Genomic DNA, 16366 nt, shown 5'->3' on the forward strand with positions numbered 1-16366 from the left:
GGTTTCGTCTCACACATGCGCCTTCTGGCGACGACGGCGAATGTCGGCCCGTGAGGGGCGTTTGGCGTCTTCCGCGTGATCGAATTCGGTATTGCCGAACAGGTGGGTGGCAAGCGCACCGGGGCTGGGAAAGCGGAAAATATCGACGACGCTCACCGGAATACCAAGTTTCTGGCGAAGGGCAAGCTGCAGGTCCAGGGCCTGTTTCGAGTTTCCGCCAGCGTCAAAGAAATTGGTGTCCCTGGCGATCGAGGGCATGTCGAGAACTCCGGCGAAAACGGCCTGTACCGCGTCGTAACTATCCGAGGTATCGTTATGGGACGTGGCTATCGTGGCAGGTTTCGCTCCGGCAATTGTCGGCAAACCGACGATTTCGGCTGGCACGCCGATAACGGTGCATCCGTCCGGCACGTCGCCCACGGTCGCCGAACAGGCGCTGACCGTGGCGTCCTCACCGACCGCTAGGTCCGGCAATACCGAGGCATTGGAACCGATATAGGCACGATCCCCGACCCGGACCCGGGCGTTGATCACAGCGCCTGGTGCCAGCACCGCACCAACGCCCAGCGTGGCACCGTGGCCCAGAACCGCCTGGGTAAAGATCACCGCGTGGTCGCCGACATTGGAAAGCGCCGAAATGGTGCTGCCCGCATAGATTGTTACCGACCGCCCGATGGTGGCAAACCGTGTATCCACCGACGGATGCACCATGCTGACCAGTGGAAGGCCAAAGCTTTCGATCCTTTCGCGGGCCCGGTCGCGACCCTTGGTCGAGCGCGCCACCAGGTTGACTGCAACGTCGCCCGGCTGGTGAGTGGCCAGAGCAGCGAAGGGCCCGATCACGGGGACACCCAGAATCTCGCCTCCCTGTTTGGTGGCATCATCGTCCAACAGCACGATCCGGTCCCACTCTCCTTTGGCCTCGTTGACCTCCAGTGCCAACCGGACCCCCTCGGGGTTCCCGGCGGCGCATAGGTAGAGGGTGGTCATGACGCCACCGTCGCATGATCCCGGTGCACCGCCCCACCGGGGCGCAATTTCAGCGAGGCGCCAGTTTTCCAGTCGGTGCAGTCATGGCAGCGCTCGGGCAGATCATCGAACAGACGATCCAGATGCATCTGGCGGTAGTCGTGCAGCTTGGCCCACAGATCGACCAGGCTGTCGTCCCAGGCGTTGCCAGCGCTTTCCTCGCCCTCGGTGTCGCCCGGGCAGCGCGGCACCCTCCCGTCCCAGAACAGGTGCATCATGGTCATCGCCCAAGGGCAGGGGATACGCTTCTCGTTGGCCACGTCGATCGCGGTTTCGAACTTGCCGCCCCAGCTGAGTTGACGGCGCAGCTTGACCGTGGCGCCAAGCCCCAGCCAGTGATCGCGGTAGCGTTCGAATTCATCTGCGTTGTCGTCCATCTCGATGAACTGAACCATGATCTCGGGGCCGTGTGCGCGCTTGTTGCGTTCTTTCAACAGGTATTCGACATTGGCATAGACCCGGTCGCGATCTCCCAGAAAGCGGTATTTCTCGTAAGTGTCCTTCTCGAACCCGTCGATGCCGATGACGATGTTTGACAGCCTGGTCCCCAGCAACCTTGTCGCGACATCATTGCTTAGACGATTGCCATTTGTGTTGAGGTTGAGCGAGCGCAGCCCAACCTTGGCACCATACTCCAGCATCTCGATCAGCCGGTCCGGCATCAACAGCGGCTCGCCGCAGAACGAGAACCAGACATTGGTGCTGGGCGCCTCGCGGGCAATCTCATCCGCGCACTTCTGCCACAGCGGCATCGGCAGATTGCCCTTGGGGCGCTTCATCTGGTCGTGGTGGCACATCGAGCAGTTGAGATCGCAATCGGCGCAAAGCTCGACGGCGAAGATTTTTGGAAAGGCCGGGTTCTTCAAACCCGACGCAATGCGTTCCAGTTCCGCGACATGTGTGGATTGAGCAGTTTTTTCCATGCAATTCGACCCCTTCGGCAGAATGGTGAATTGCCCCCACAGAAATCGTTAGGATTGGCTCGGAGCCATTGACTTGATCGAGATCAAGTCGCCAGAAGGTTTCAATTTGATGTTGCCGATATGTTGCAGGCATCGCCGGGGTGCGTGCATTTGCACGACCGGCCGGGCTTTGCTGCACAGGCATCTTGGCAAGGCCAAAGCGACCGGCTATACGCCCCCTCTGACACCAAGGAGCCATAGCCATGCAGGGCAGTGCAAATCTCAACATCATGATGAAGGCCGCGCGCAAGGCGGGCCGGTCGCTGGTCAAGGATTTCCGCGAAGTGGAGAACCTGCAGGTTTCGATGAAGGGCGCTGGTGACTTTGTCTCCAAGGCCGATCTCAGGGCCGAGGAAATCCTGAAAGAGGAATTGCTGGGCGCGCGTCCCACCTATGGCTGGTTGGCTGAAGAGCTTGGTGGCGTCGATGGCGACGATCCAACCCGCCGCTGGATCGTTGATCCGCTGGATGGGACCACCAACTTCCTGCACGGGCTGCCGCATTGGGCCATATCGATCGCGCTGGAACATAAGGGCAAGATCGTCTCGGGCGTGATCTATGATCCGGCCAAGGACGAGATGTTCTATGCCGAGAAGGGCGAAGGTGCCTGGCTGAACGATTCCAACCGCCTGCGGGTTTCGGGCCGTCGCCGGATGATTGAATGCATCTTTGCCACTGGCCTGCCGTTTGGCGGTCGCGCCGACCTGCCCGATACTTTGAAGGACCTGGGGCGGCTTTTGCCCGGTTGCGCCGGGGTGCGCCGGTTTGGGTCGGCAGCTTTGGACATGGCTTACGTGGCCGCGGGCCGCTATGACGGGTTCTGGGAGCGCAGTCTGAACCCCTGGGATCTCGCGGCCGGAATCGTGATCGTGCAGGAGGCTGGCGGGCTGATCGAGCCGCTGAACCCGGAGGGTGACATCTTGGACGATGGCGAAGTGGTCTGCGCCAACGAGGCGATGTTCGACCCCTTCGCCAAGATCATTCGCGACTGACCGGGCTGTTTCACGCTGAATTGGCTTGAGGTTCCATCGCAGGAATCCTGGCTGCTCTTTTGAGCGGGAGGCATCTGCAATATGAACAGACCCGTTTAACAGCCGGTGCGCTGCTTCTGCTTGGCAGTATAGCGATTTGGTGGGGCGAACCGGCCATCATGCAGATGGCGGCGCTTTGCGCCATGCGATGAGCAGCACGGCCATTGTGGATATTGCGGACGGTGCCGCCACAGAAATTCCTATGCTGCCGGAAAACCTGAGTTCCGCGGCACGTGCCGGCAAGCGGGTCTTCGAGGCCCGTTGTGTGGAGTGTCACGGTCAGAACACGGCCGGGATATAAGGGGTCGGGCCACCGCTTGCGCACAGGATTTACGAGCCATCACACCATGCCAACTATGCCTTCGTGATGACGCCCAAAAAAGCGGCTGCGCGCGCATCATTGGCCCTTTGGTGGCATGCCGCGGGTCGAGGGGTTGACCCAGGATGCTGCCAAGGCAATCATACCCATGTCCGCGAACTTCAACCGGTCAATGGGATCAAGTGAACGCGGCGCCCGCAAGCGCCGCCACAGTTTTGGCTTTCACGGAAAGCCGGTGGAAAACCCACCCTACACCGGGAAGATCACGTTGGTTTGGCCGGTGCCCGACGAGGGGAAATACTCTGTCACCACCTCGCATTTCTTATCATAGCTGTCCCAGCCCAATGCACCGTACAGCATCGACGTATCGTGCATTGATCCCTCACCGCAGCAGAACTGCGCGTAATCGCCCAGCATCTTGAGGAAGGTGGCGTGGTCGCCGTTTTTCCACATCTCGAGCACGTGCAGATCTACTTGCCGGTTGAATTCGCTGCTGATCGTGAAGGTGCCGTTGTTGGCGGCGTAATCCTTGTTTGGCCAGATCTTGTGGGACAGGCTACCGCTGGCGACCAGCAGAACTTTGCTGTCGCTGGCTTCGACTGCTTTTCGGATCGCCTCGCCGATGACGCGGCTTTCTTGGTGGTCATGCACAGTGCACCAAGCGGCCACCGAGACGACCTTCATCTCGTGTTCGCGCGCCATAAACCGCATCGGGACAAGCGTGCCGTACTCCAGCTCCAGACTGTCGAGGTGATGCGCCAGCGTGTGCACGCCCATGTCGCGGGCTGTCTCGGCAATTGCATCGCCCAGTTCCGGGTTGCCGTCATAGGCATAGGGTAGGTCCTGGATGAATTGCGGGAACTCGTTTGAGGTAAAAAGCCCCTCGAACCGGCTGTTGGCGTTGATGTGAAAGCCAGCATTGATCACCCAGTGGGTATCGCAGATCACCACCGTATCGGCGCCTAACGCCTTGGCTCGGCGGGCAATTTCGGCGTGCCCGTCAATCGCGGGCTGGCGTTTGCCTTTCACGGGTCCTTCCTGCTCGGACATGAGCATGGTGGGCACGTGGGTCATCTTGGCGGCGAGAACGATCTCTCCCATTGTCTTTCCTCCCTGGTTCTTTTTCGCGGTTCACTCGGGGCCTAGAGCCCAAGCTGAGGTATCTTGTGATGGCCCATGGCAAGGCCGATATGTTTTTGCTCCATGTAGAACTCGAATGACCAGTCGCCGCCATCCCGGCCGATGCCGCTGGCCTTGACCCCGCCAAAGGGCGTCGGCAGGTGGCGCACGTTTTCCGAGTTCACCCAGATCATGCCCGCCTCAAGCCCATGGGTAAAGCGCAGGGCGCGGGTTAGGTCATTGGTCCAGACATAGCCCGTCAGCCCGTACTCGACGGCATTGGCCATCTCCAGCGCCTGGTCCTCGGTATCAAAGGTGAGCGCAGTCAGGACCGGGCCGAAGATTTCCTCGTTGGCGATGCGCATGTCTTGGGAGGCGTTCGTGAATAAGGTGGGGCGCACGAACCACCCGGTGTCGCCAACCCGTTCGCCGCCTGCGCCGACGGTGGCGCCGTCTTCGCGGGCAATATCGAAAAAGCTGCAGACCTTGTCGAAATGGGTCTTGTGAATGAGCGGCCCGATCTCGGTCGCGGGGTCCAGTGGGTGGCCGACGCGGATATTGTTCACCCGTTCGGTCAGCTTGGCGATGAACTCTTCGGCAATGTTCGATTGCACCAGCAGGCGTGACGATGAGGTGCAGCGCTCGCCATTCAGCGAATAGATCATGAAGATCGCGGCATCGAGCGCCCGGTCGAGATCGGCATCGTCAAACACGATGACCGGGTTCTTGCCGCCCAGCTCGAAATGCACCCGCTTCAGGGTGTCTGCCCCCTGTTTCATGATCATTGAGCCGGTTTTGCTTTCGCCGACAAAGGCGATGGCCTTGATTTTCGGATGTTCGGTCAGGGCGCGACCAGCATCCTCGCCAAACCCGTTCACAAGGTTCCATACTCCGGGTGGCAGACCGGCCTCTTCGGCAATCTCCATCAGGATTCGTGCGGTGATCGGGCTGAACTCGGCCGGTTTATGCACCACGGTACAGCCTGCGGCCAGCGCCGGTGCGATCTTCCAGGTCGACAGCATGAAGGGTGTGTTCCAAGGAGTGATCACGCCGACGGGGCCGATCGGAACCCTTGTGGTGACGTTCATCAGTGTGGGCGACGGCAGGGATTGACCGTCGCGCGCCGCCGGGGCCCGGTCGGCGAAGAAGCGGAAATTTTCGGCGCCCCTCAGCGCAGCCTTCTGCATGAAGCGCATCGCCTGCCCGGTATCGAGACATTCGGCAAAGGCGATCTCTTCGGCCCGCGCCACGATCCCGTCGGCAATGGCGTGCAGGATCTTCTTGCGCTCGGCCCCGGTGATGTCTCGCCATGCCGGAAAGGCATCATACGCAGCTTGGGCGGCATCGTCGATGTCGCTGGCGTCCGAGCGGGCCACCCTGCACAGGAACCCCTCGTCCACCGGCGAGTTGTTGTCGAATGTGGCGCCGCTGTTGGCGGCGCGATCCTGACCGCCGATGCGGTTCAGAACACCGGTTTCCTTGAACCGGTCGAGATAGGTCAATGCCTTGGCGATGTTGGCGTCGAGATCGGACATGGGATCAGCCTTCTTTCAGATGGTCGCGGATGGTGCCCGTCTTGGGGCTCAGATTGGGGTTGATGTCGCGCATCTCGACCGAGAGCGCGATGGAATGCTTGGCCAGCGCGGGAGCCATGAAGGATGTTAACGCGTCGAAAACTTCTTGCGTCGCGCGTGCTTTGTCCTCCATCGACCTGCCGCCGCGCAGCCGGATCGACAGGTCGAGAAAGGCGTGTTTCGGATTGCCATCGGCGATGCTCACGTGATCCGCGCGAAACGCGCGTACGCGCACGCCGGGCATCGGGAACACGCCGGTGGCGATGGCAGCCTGGCGTAGGTGATCGCACAAGGCCGCCATATCCACCATCTCTTCGAGATTGGCCGAGTATTCGATGCTGAAATGCGGCATGATGCGATTCTCCCTCAACTGCTTAACATGTTAAGTAAATTGATGTGGCGTGTCAAGAAGTGGGTTTCAGCCGCGGCTGGTTGTGGCTTGGAGCCGAAGTCTTGGAAACAGATCCCGCACGGATTCAAGTGCGCAGCGCGCCGTGGGATCACCAGAACGCCCGCAGGGCTGGTGATTTCGAAAAGATAGCAAAAACAGATAGATAGCGTGGATTTCTCGGGGGCTAATTGGCCAAAACTGACGTCGGGTCACCACCACACGGCCCGGTAATCCCACGGCTCTTCCTCAGCGGCCTCTCAAGTCGCAACAGGCGCGCAGATATGCCGTACCGCCTCAGTCCCGCACCCCGGCAAACCGCTCCTGCCACTCTTCGCGCTGCTCGTCCGTGATCTTGGCAAAGAGGTTGTCGGGGACCGAGAAGGCATGCCCCGCAGGCAAGGCCGACAGGGCCGCTGCCACGTCGCCCGGCCACTCGGTGTCGAGCGTGTTCATCGCCGAGAACAGCCGTGCCGAGGTCTCGGGAATGAAAGGCGAGGACAGAACCGCGTACAGCCGGATCAGGTTCAGCGCCATGCGGATCTGGGCCGCCGCCGCGTCCGGATCCTCCTTGAACGTGGCCCAGGGCGCGGCCTCTTGCAGGTATTCATTGCCCGCCGACCAGATTGCACGGAGTTCCTGTGCCGATTTGCGAACTTCCATCGCTTCCATGAAGCCCTCATAGGCGCGGACGCGCTTGGTCAGCTCGGCGATCAGCGCTTCCTCGGCTGCACCATAAGCACCACCCGCAGGCACCTCTTCGCCGAATTTCGAACGGCAGAACTTGGTGACACGGCTGACGAAATTGCCCAGCACATCGGCGAGGTCCTTGTTCACCCCGATTTGGAAGCTTTCCCAGGTGAACTCGCTGTCCGAGGTTTCCGGTACGTTCGACAGAAGCCACCAGCGCCAGTAGTCCGCCGGAAGCAACTCCAACGCTTGGTCCATGAACACGCCGCGCCCGCGCGAGGTGCTGAACTGACCACCGTCATAGTTCAGGTAGTTGAAGGATTTGATGTAATCCACAAGCTTCCATGGCTCGCCCGAGCCAAGGATCGTGGCGGGGAAAGAAAGCGTGTGGAAGGGCACGTTATCCTTGCCCATGAACTGGGTATAGGTCACGTCCTCGGCACCCTTGTCGGTGCGCCACCAGCGTTGCCAGTCGTCTCCCTGGCCGGCATCAACCCATTCCTGGCTCGACGCGATGTATTCGATCGGGGCGTCAAACCAGACATAAAAGACCTTACCTTCCATACCGGGCCAGTCCTCATCGCCGCGTTTCACCGGGATGCCCCAATCAAGGTCGCGGGTGATGCCCCGGTCCTGCAGCCCATCGCCGTCATTCAGCCACTTGTTGGCAATCGATGTGGTTAGCACCGGCCAGTCGTTCTTGCTGTCGATCCAGTCCTGCAGCTTGTCGCGCATCTGGCTTTGGCGCAGGTAAAGGTGTTTGGTCTCGCGCTCCTCCAGGTCGGTCGCGCCGGAAATAGTCGAATGCGGCTCGATCAGGTCCGACGGGTCCAGTTGCTTGGTGCAGTTGTCGCACTGGTCGCCACGGGCGCTGTCGAAGCCGCAATTGGGGCAGGTGCCCTCGATATAGCGGTCCGGCAGGAAGCGACCGTCTTCCTTGGAATAAACTTGGGTCTCGGTCACCTCTTCGATCAGGCCTGCATCGGCCAGCCGCCCGGCAAAATGCTGGGTCAGGGTGTGGTTTTCAGGACTCGACGAGCGCCCGAAATGGTCAAACGACAATCCGAACCCTTCGGCGATCCTGGCCTGAACCGCGTGCATTTCGGCGCAGTACTCGGCCACCGGCTGCCCGGCCTTGGCCGCGGCCAGTTCGGCGGGCGTGCCATGTTCGTCCGTGGCGCAGAGGAACAGCACTTCGTTGCCGCGGGCGCGCTGGTAGCGGGCAAAAAGATCGGCGGGCAGTTGGCTGCCCACAAGGTTGCCCAAATGCTTGATCCCGTTGATATAGGGAATGGCGGAGGTGATGAGGTGACGTGCCATGATCGGTCCACACTTGTAATTGCGTGGTCTCGTTTAGGCCATCGCGCCTGCAAGGTCTAGCGCGGCTTAGCGCTCGCGCGATTTGCCAAAGAGACGACCCACGGTGAAGGACGTCCGCGGTGACCAGATATAGGTTGTGCGCTCTTCCGGGGCGGCGCGCACAAGCATCCGGCTGAGGCCAAAGACGATCAGCAGCCCATGCCCGACTGCGATCATGATGAAGAGGGCAGGCGGGCCGTAGGCTTCCATCAGACGCGAGGCGAGAAGCGGTGAGCCGATGGCCCCCACCGCGTACCAGAACATCAACGCTGCCGACAGCTCGACCCGCTCATGACTGTCAGCAAAGTCATGGGCGTGAGCCGCGGCAATCGAAAAGATCGGGAAGGTGGTCAGGCCAAAGAACCCGGCGGTCAGCATGATGCCCACGGTCGGCAGGTCAGTGAAATATGACGTGATGCCACAGCTCACCACTGCCGCGACCGACATCCAGACCAATATGTGACGCCGGTCGAACTTGTCCGCCAGCCAGCCCACCGGGTATTGGGCCAGTGCCCCACCCAGGACAAAGGCCGCCAGGAACCAGGCGATCTGGCTGGTGGCCAGTCCAACCTCCTGACCATAAACCGGCCCGACCATGCGGAACGAGGCCGAACTGAGCGCCGCAACGACCACCCCGGCCGCAGCCAGCGGCGAGCGTGACACCGCGAGCATGGGGCGCAGACGGGGCGCATCCGGCGTTTCAGGTTGGGACGAGCGCGTCAGGGTCAGCGGCAACAGTGCGGCACAGCAGATCAGCGCCAGTAGGTTGTAAGAGACATATGAGGCCGGTTCGAGCACCGAGATCACCATCTGGGCAGCCAGCGACCCGGACATGTCGACCACCCGGTAAACCCCCATGGCGCGGCCTCGGGTTTCATTGTTGACCTTGGCCTGCAACCAGGCCTCGACCACCGTGTAACAGCCTGCCACGCAAAGCCCCGAGGCGACCCGCATCACCGCCCAGGCATAGGCATCGATGATCAGGTAATGGCCCAGCAAGCCGATGGCGCCGGTGGCGGTAAAGGCGGCGAAAGCACGACTGTGGCCGACGCTGCCCATCAGGCGCGGCGCCCACCAACATCCGAGGAAAAACCCGAGGAAATGCGCCGAGCCCAACAGGCCGATCTGCTCTTTCGAGAAGTCCAGCGCCAGACCGGATAGGGCGTCGAGCGGGCCGACCCCGCCGGTTGAGAGCTGGAGTAGGATGACCGAGAGGAACAGGGCAGTAAAGGATATGAGCAGGCGCATATGGCACACCATTGCAGGGCAGGGGAGCGGCGCATGCGGTGCTGCGACAAAGTTGTGTCGGTTTTGGTGTTTGTTCCGCCCGTTCGGGTGCCGGAATCCGGGTTACAGGTTTCCAATCCGGTGCGGGATCAAGAACAGGCGGCGATAGAAAACCCGCCTCATCTCGATTTTCAACCGGTGTGCCACCGCATGCCTTGTCATCAATCCGATTTGCCATTCAAAGCGAACTGGTTTTGCCACCGGGATCGTACAACCTTCGCTTCGCCGACAAACTGGTGGTAGCGTGGTGCGGATTTTGTCTTGCGCCCAGATTGGCTTGCGGTCGCAGAACACTTCCAGGAACCCCTCGTCCTGGTCCGACAGCGCAACGCGCAATTCAACCCTGTGCCAGGTGCCAAACTCTGATGCAGGAACACAGCGCCGTCCGAGGACCGTGATCCCGTTCTGGCGTGATGCTTTCACCGAAACCAGTTCGGTTTCGGACGCGCCCGAGCGGACCAGACGCGCCAGCGTCACCGGACGGCTTCCGATCCGGTTGCGGTCCAGTCGCACATCAAACCCCATCAGGTAGTTGTGCCCAAGCGCCCAGTCATCACCAAAGCGCAGCGCAGAGCAGTCACCGCCTGGGGGCAGTTCGAATTCTACGCGATCGCTGGCCACAACCGGGGCAATATCCGATCCCGGAACAACCGAACAGGTCTTTGAAACCCGGTCGGAATAGTCCTGCGACGGTTCAAAGAGGATCGGGCCGTCCTCCATGCAGCCAGAAAGCGCAAATGCCGCCAGCATCAACACCGCCAATCTAAGCGCGGCGGTCACGAAACTCGTGCGGCGGGTGCGCAATCCTCGTCTCCTTGCATCGAGATACTATGTGCCAAAAGGTGGCGGTGTGCCGATCCGGGGGGCGGGCACGTCACCTGCCGCTTCGATTTCGACCAGGCAGGAATGCGCAATCGGCCCCTGCGCCAATTTCGATGTGCCTTTGTCCGGGGTCAACGTGTTGGGGTTGCCGTGCAGGCAGGCATCTTCATCGGGGTCATACCACGCCCCGGTTGCGATCTGGATCACACCCGGGCGGATCTCGTTGCTGAGCCGAAGCCCGGCATAGGCGCTGCCGCGTTTGTTGAAGATGCGGACCACGTCACCCGCTGTCAGTCCACGTTTCTCGGCATCCACCGGGTTCATCAACACAGGCTCGCGCCCATCCATGCGATCGCCTCGGCTGACCGAGCCATGATCAAGTTGCGAATGCAATTTCGTCTTGGGCTGGTTCGAAATCATATGCAGCGGCGCCTCCGGGTTGGCATTGCCGAGGTATTCCAATGGCTCAAACCAGACCGGGTGGCCGGGGCAATCGTCATAGCCGAAACTCGCCATAGTTTCCGAAAAGATCTCGATCTTGCCAGACGGAGTTTTCAGCGGTTTGCCTTCGGGGTCCGCCCGAAAGCCCTCCAGCATGACGTTCTGACTTTCGGGATCGGGCACCCGGTGCCAGCCCTTGGTCTGAAATTCATCCCACATCGGTAATTCGACCCCACCGCGCGCCGCAGCCTGGCGCGAGACATCATAGAGCCAGCGGCGCCAGTCCTCGGGGCTGCGCCCTTCGGTAAAGGCCTCTTCGACGCCCATTTGCGCCGCGATACCGCGGAAAATCTCGTGATCGTCACGCGCGTCACCTACCGGTTCGATCACCTTGTCCATCACCGTCAGATACGGATTCTTGTTGGTCAGGGACATGTCGTCGCGTTCCAGCGGCGTGGTGCAGGGCAGCACGATATCGGCGTGCCGCGCGAGCGAATTCCAGCACCATTCGTTGGCGATCACGGTGTCGGGCCGCGCCCAGGCCCGACGCAGGGCGTTGAGATCCTGGTGATGGTGGAAGGGGTTTCCACCGGCCCACCAGACCAATTTAATGTCCGGGTAGGTCTGACGTCTGCCGTTGTAATCAAATTCGGCCCCGGGGTTTTCCAGCATGTCGGTGATGCGGGCCACAGGGATGAAGGCTTTCACCGGGTTCTGGCCCTGCGGCATGGCAGCGTAGGGAACCAGGCGTCGATTGAGCCCGGTATGATTCATCGCCGAATAACCGAATCCGATCCCGGTGCCCGGTTCTCCGATCTGACCCAGCATCGCGGCCAGAGCGATGGCCGCATGGTAGGGTTGCTCGCCGTGATCCTGTCGCGTCAACGCGTAGGCGATGGAAATCATCGTGCGGCTGCTGGCCATGCGGCGGGCGAGGCCGCGGATGGTTTCGGCGTCGATCTCGCAGATCGGCGCGGCCCAGTCAGCAGATTTTGGCGTACCATCCTCATCCCCGCGCAGATAGGCCGCGTATCGGCCAAATCCGACGGTGTATCTATCGAGGAAAGCCTGATCCTGTAGGTCTTCGACCATGAGTGTATGGGCCAGTGCGATCATCAGCGCTGCATCGGTTGATGGGCGAAGGGGCAGCCATTCCGCCCCCACCCGGTCCAGCATGTCGCTTTGCAACGGTGAGATATTGACGAACTCCACACCGTTTTCATACGCGCCCAGAAGCCCCTCTTTCTGGACATGATTACCAAGTCCTCCCTGGCTGATCTGACCGTTCTTCAGCGGCACCCCGCCAAAGGCGACGAACAACTCGGCGTTTTCGGCAATTGACTGCCAAGAGGTGTAGCGATCCACATAGGCCCTGAAATCGCCCAGTACATGGGGCACGACCACCTCGGCGGCGGCGAAGGAATAGGTGTTGACCGATTTAGTGTAGCCGCCGATGCAATTGAGAAAGCGTTTCAGCTGCCCCTGCGCATGGTGGAATCGTCCGGCGCTGGCCCAGCCATAGGAACCGGCAAAAATCGCCTCGTTGCCACGGACCTTGCGTACGCGGTCAAGCTCCTGCGCAACCAACCGTTCGGCCTCATCCCAGCTGATTTCAACGAACTCATCCTCTCCGCGCTTTTCGCCCGATGCACCGGGGCCGTTTTCGTACCAGCTCTTGCGTACGGCGGGGCGCTTGATCCTGAGCGGGTCGTCGATCACGTCGATGATGCCTTGCCCGATGGGCGAGGGGTCGGGGTCATGCTCGAAATTCTTGAGCGCCGTGATGCGGCCGCCCTCGACCTCGACCCAATGGGCGCCCCAATGGGAATTGGTCAGCGGTTTGCGGTCGAAATCTTTCATTCCATGCAACTCCCGGTTCGGCTGCGAGAGTGTAGGCGGGATTTTACGCTGGGCAAAAGCCCCTTTTTTAAACCGATTACTCGGCCGCCCGCACTTGCCTCAGCGTCAGGGCCGAAGCGCGCACGGTCTCGGATATGTCGGCAAGCTGCGCCGCCAATGGGCTATTCCTGCGCCAGATCATGCCGACGACACGTTCTGGCTGGGGATCAGGGAAATGCGCCACATCGACCGAGGCCGAGCGAGTTTCCACCGGCAGGGCCATTTCTGGAATGAAAGTCACGCCGATCCCGGCAGCGACCATCTGCACCAGCGTTGACAGCGACGATGCATCCAGCCCTTCGCGCGGCAGCCCGGTCTGAATGCTGCAGAAACTCAACGCCTGGTCGCGAAAACAATGCCCTTCCTCCAACAGCAAGAGCCGCATTTCACGCAATGACTCTTTGTCCGGTACCGGCTTGCCCGCATCCCCGCGTGGCCGCACCAGCACAAAATTCTCGGAAAATAGCGGAACCTCGACCAGCGAAGGTTCGGATATCGGCAAGGCCATGATCGCGCAATCCAGCCGCCCTTCACCCATCTCATGTAGCAATTTTGGCGTTAGCGTCTCGCGCACGTGAATGTCGAGCCCGGGATAGGCCGCATTCAAATCGCCGATGATGCGCGGCAGCAGGTAGGGTGCAATGGTCGGGATCACCCCGATCCGCAGCCGCCCGGCAATCTGTCCCTGCGCGGTTCGGGCGAGGTCGGACAAATCATCGACAGCCCGCAGGATGTCGCGGGCGCGGGTGGCAAACTCTTCCCCGAACCCGGTCAGCCGTACCCGCCGTGCGCTGCGTTCAAACAGGGGCATGCCAATGGACTGCTCCAACTCTTTGATCTGCATCGACAGCGCCGGTTGCGACACCGCACAGGCATCTGCCGCCCGTCCGAAATGCCCGTGTCGGGCGAGCGCCTGAAAATAGCGCAACTGTCTGAGTGTAAACCTATCCATAAGTTCATCTTATTAAGGCAATCAGGAAATGCAACTTATCCCAATCGGCAACCCTTGTTAGAGTCATTCTAGACTAAGGGAGAATCAAGGGTCCCGCGCCGTGACATCGGCGCTTGCAAGGGCCCCTTGAACAGCAATCGAAAAGGGAGAGACCTCATGGACGGTAACGCAATCGGAAAATGCCCGGTGGCCCATGGCGCGACCAATGTCAGCATGCGCGGCAACAGCGACTGGTGGCCGAACCAGCTGAACCTGCGCATCTTGGCACAGAACTCGAAAAAATCCGACCCGATGGGTGAGGATTTCAACTATGCCGAGGCGTTCAACGCCATCGACTACGACAATCTGAAAAAGGACCTGACCGCGCTGATGACCGACAGCCAGGACTGGTGGCCTGCCGACTATGGTCACTATGGTGGGCTGTTCGTCCGCATGACCTGGCATGCGGCAGGCACCTACCGTACCGCCGATGGTCGCGGCGGCGGCGGCACCGGGCAGCAGCGTTTTGCGCCGCTGAACTCCTGGCCGGACAATGGCAACCTCGACAAGGCGCGCCGCCTTCTGTGGCCGATCAAGCAGAAATACGGCAACGCGATTTCATGGGCCGACCTGTTGATCCTGGCGGGCAACGTGGCGATGGAATCCATGGGCTTCAAGTGCTTCGGCTTTGCCGGTGGCCGCGCCGATGTGTGGGAGCCCGAGGAAGATGTCTATTGGGGGTCCGAAACCGAATGGCTTGCCCCGGATGATAACCCCAACAGCCGCTATTCCGGCGACCGCGAGCTGGAACAGCCTCTTGGGGCCGTTCATATGGGCCTGATCTATGTGAACCCGCAAGGGCCGGACGGCGATCCCGACATCCTGGGCTCTGGACGCGATGTGCGCGAGACATTCGCCCGCATGGCCATGAATGACGAGGAAACCGTGGCCCTGGTCGCGGGGGGGCACACCTTCGGCAAGATGCACGGCAATGGCCCGGCCGATGCGGTCGGCCCCGAGCCCGAAGGCGCGCCGATCGAAGAAATGGGCCTTGGGTGGATCTCCTCGCACGGCTCGGGCCATTCGGGTGATGCGATCACTTCGGGGTTCGAAGGGGCCTGGAAGCCCAACCCGACAACCTGGGACATGGGCTATCTCAAGGTGTTGTTCAAATACGAATGGGAGAAGGTCACCACACCGGCAGGATCAATTGTCTGGCACGCCCAGAACGTCGAGCCCGAGGACATGGTCGAAGACGCCTTCGATGCGTCCAAGACCCACGTCCCGGCCATGACCACCGCCGACCTGTCGTTGCGCTATGATCCGATCTACGGCCCGATTGCACAGCGCTTCCACGATAACCCCGATGAGTTTGCCGATGCCTATGCCCGTGCGTGGTTCAAGCTGACCCACCGCGACATGGGTCCGAAGTCGCGCTATTGCGGCCCGGAAGTGCCGGAAGAGGAGCTGCTGTGGCAGGATCCGATCCCGGCCTCGACCACCGATGCGGGGCTGGATGTGGCAGCACTCAAGGCCGAGATCATGGCGTCCGGTCTGTCGGTCAGCGATCTGGTGAAAACCGCCTGGGCCTCAGCCTCGAGTTTTCGTGGCTCGGACATGCGCGGCGGGGCCAACGGCGCCCGCGTACGGCTGGAGCCGATGAAGGACTGGGACGCCAACGAACCGGCCGAGCTGGCCCGGGTTCTGGGTGTGCTGGAAGGCATCCAGTCAGGCAAATCGGTGTCGATGGCCGACCTGATCGTCATCGGTGGCGCCGCCGCGGTTGAAACCGCAGCCAAGGCCGCCGGTCACGATATCGAGGTAGCGGTGACCCTGGGCCGTGGTGACGCTACGCGAGAGCAGACCGACGTGGAAAGCATGGGCCATCTCGAGCCTGCTGCGGACGGCTTCCGCAACTGGCAGCGCGAGGATTTCACCATCTCGCCCGAGGAACTGCTGATTGACAAGGCGCAGCTTCTGACCCTGACCGCGCCGGAAATGACCGCGCTTGTGGGTGGTCTGCGGGTGTTGGGCGCCAACCATGGCAGATCGTCCAACGGGGTCTTCACCGACAATGTCGGCACGCTTTCCAACGACTTCTTTGTCAACGTGCTCGATATGGGCACCGAGTGGTCGGACAACGGTGACGGCAGTTATACCGGCAAGGATCGTGCCTCGGGCAAGGACAAGTACTCGGCCACCCGCGTCGACTTGGTCTTTGGCTCGAACTCTCAATTGCGGGCGATTTCCGAGGTCTATGCCCAGGCCGACAATGGCGGCAAGTTTGTCGGTGACTTCGTTGCTGCGTGGAACAAGGTGATGAACGCGGATCGGTTCGATCTGTGAATGTCATCACCCAGGATATGAGAAGGGCGGTCCGATTGGGCCGCCCTTTTTGGTTTCAGGTTTCGGATTGGCGTTGCCAATCCGACGGAGGTGGGGGGGGGGGGGGGGGGGGGGGGGGGGGGGGGGGGGGGGGGGGGGGGGGGGGGGGGGGGGGGGGGGGGGGGGGGGG

At 61.2% G+C, this 16366-nt stretch carries 13 protein-coding genes; 3 read left to right on the forward strand and 10 right to left on the reverse strand.

The features are described 5' to 3' along the window. Window positions 1-9: 9 nt before the first annotated feature. Together RXV86_RS15070 and RXV86_RS15075 are read right to left on the reverse strand one after the other, a co-directional pair. Complete coding sequence (locus tag RXV86_RS15070; RefSeq protein ID WP_316301071.1) at window positions 10-990, reverse strand: phosphopantetheine-binding protein; 981 nt, start codon at window positions 988-990, stop codon at window positions 10-12. Then, window positions 987-1952: a radical SAM/SPASM domain-containing protein gene (locus RXV86_RS15075; protein WP_316301072.1), complete on the reverse strand. Its 966-nt coding sequence runs from the start codon at window positions 1950-1952 to the stop codon at window positions 987-989. The genes RXV86_RS15070 and RXV86_RS15075 overlap by 4 nt, the downstream gene beginning before the upstream one ends. Before the next feature lie 242 nt (window positions 1953-2194). Between RXV86_RS15075 and RXV86_RS15080 the strand changes: the two genes are divergently transcribed. Together RXV86_RS15080 and RXV86_RS15085 are read left to right on the forward strand one after the other, a co-directional pair. Then, on the forward strand, window positions 2195-2983 hold the full coding sequence (locus RXV86_RS15080; RefSeq protein WP_316301073.1) for an inositol monophosphatase family protein: 789 nt from the start codon (window positions 2195-2197) through the stop codon (window positions 2981-2983). A 187-nt stretch (window positions 2984-3170) separates the two neighbouring features. Further along, entirely contained in the window at window positions 3171-3323 is a 153-nt protein-coding gene (locus tag RXV86_RS15085) for a hypothetical protein (protein ID WP_316301074.1), read from the forward strand. Between the two features lie 267 nt (window positions 3324-3590). On the opposite strand, the gene hpaD is transcribed toward RXV86_RS15085, so the two are convergent. The 8 genes from hpaD to RXV86_RS15125 all read right to left on the reverse strand — a co-directional run bounded on the left by hpaD (window position 3591) and on the right by RXV86_RS15125 (window position 13872). After that, window positions 3591-4442, reverse strand: coding sequence for a 3,4-dihydroxyphenylacetate 2,3-dioxygenase (gene hpaD / locus RXV86_RS15090; protein WP_316301075.1), 852 nt, complete (start codon window positions 4440-4442; stop codon window positions 3591-3593). Between the two features lie 41 nt (window positions 4443-4483). Further along, window positions 4484-5995 carry a 5-carboxymethyl-2-hydroxymuconate semialdehyde dehydrogenase gene (gene hpaE / locus RXV86_RS15095; RefSeq protein WP_316301076.1) on the reverse strand — a complete coding sequence of 504 codons (1512 nt, stop codon included), beginning with the start codon at window positions 5993-5995 and terminating at the stop codon, window positions 4484-4486. Between the two features lie 4 nt (window positions 5996-5999). After that, window positions 6000-6386, reverse strand: a complete 387-nt coding sequence (locus RXV86_RS15100) for a 5-carboxymethyl-2-hydroxymuconate isomerase (protein WP_316301077.1) — start codon at window positions 6384-6386, stop codon at window positions 6000-6002. A gap of 333 nt (window positions 6387-6719) precedes the next feature. Further along, a complete protein-coding gene (metG, locus tag RXV86_RS15105; RefSeq protein WP_316301078.1) occupies window positions 6720-8432 on the reverse strand; it encodes a methionine--tRNA ligase in 1713 nt (570 codons plus the stop codon). Window positions 8433-8498: 66 nt separating this feature from the next. Continuing rightward, window positions 8499-9719 (reverse strand): MFS transporter, encoded by a 1221-nt coding sequence (locus tag RXV86_RS15110; protein WP_316301079.1) that lies wholly within the window; start codon window positions 9717-9719, stop codon window positions 8499-8501. A 102-nt stretch (window positions 9720-9821) separates the two neighbouring features. Then, window positions 9822-10562, reverse strand: a complete 741-nt coding sequence (locus tag RXV86_RS15115; protein ID WP_316301080.1) for a hypothetical protein — start codon at window positions 10560-10562, stop codon at window positions 9822-9824. 24 nt (window positions 10563-10586) lie between these two features. Next, a complete protein-coding gene (locus RXV86_RS15120; RefSeq protein ID WP_316301081.1) occupies window positions 10587-12881 on the reverse strand; it encodes a molybdopterin guanine dinucleotide-containing S/N-oxide reductase in 2295 nt (764 codons plus the stop codon). A gap of 76 nt (window positions 12882-12957) precedes the next feature. Next, window positions 12958-13872, reverse strand: a complete 915-nt coding sequence (locus RXV86_RS15125; RefSeq protein WP_316301082.1) for a LysR substrate-binding domain-containing protein — start codon at window positions 13870-13872, stop codon at window positions 12958-12960. Between the two features lie 156 nt (window positions 13873-14028). Here RXV86_RS15125 and katG point away from each other — a divergent pair, with 156 nt between their 5' ends. After that, window positions 14029-16197, forward strand: coding sequence for a catalase/peroxidase HPI (katG, locus tag RXV86_RS15130; RefSeq protein ID WP_316301083.1), 2169 nt, complete (start codon window positions 14029-14031; stop codon window positions 16195-16197). Window positions 16198-16366 lie beyond the last annotated feature (169 nt).

This window comes from Aliisedimentitalea sp. MJ-SS2 (assembly GCF_032586155.1).
Classification (GTDB): Bacteria; Pseudomonadota; Alphaproteobacteria; order Rhodobacterales; family Rhodobacteraceae; genus JAWHTC01.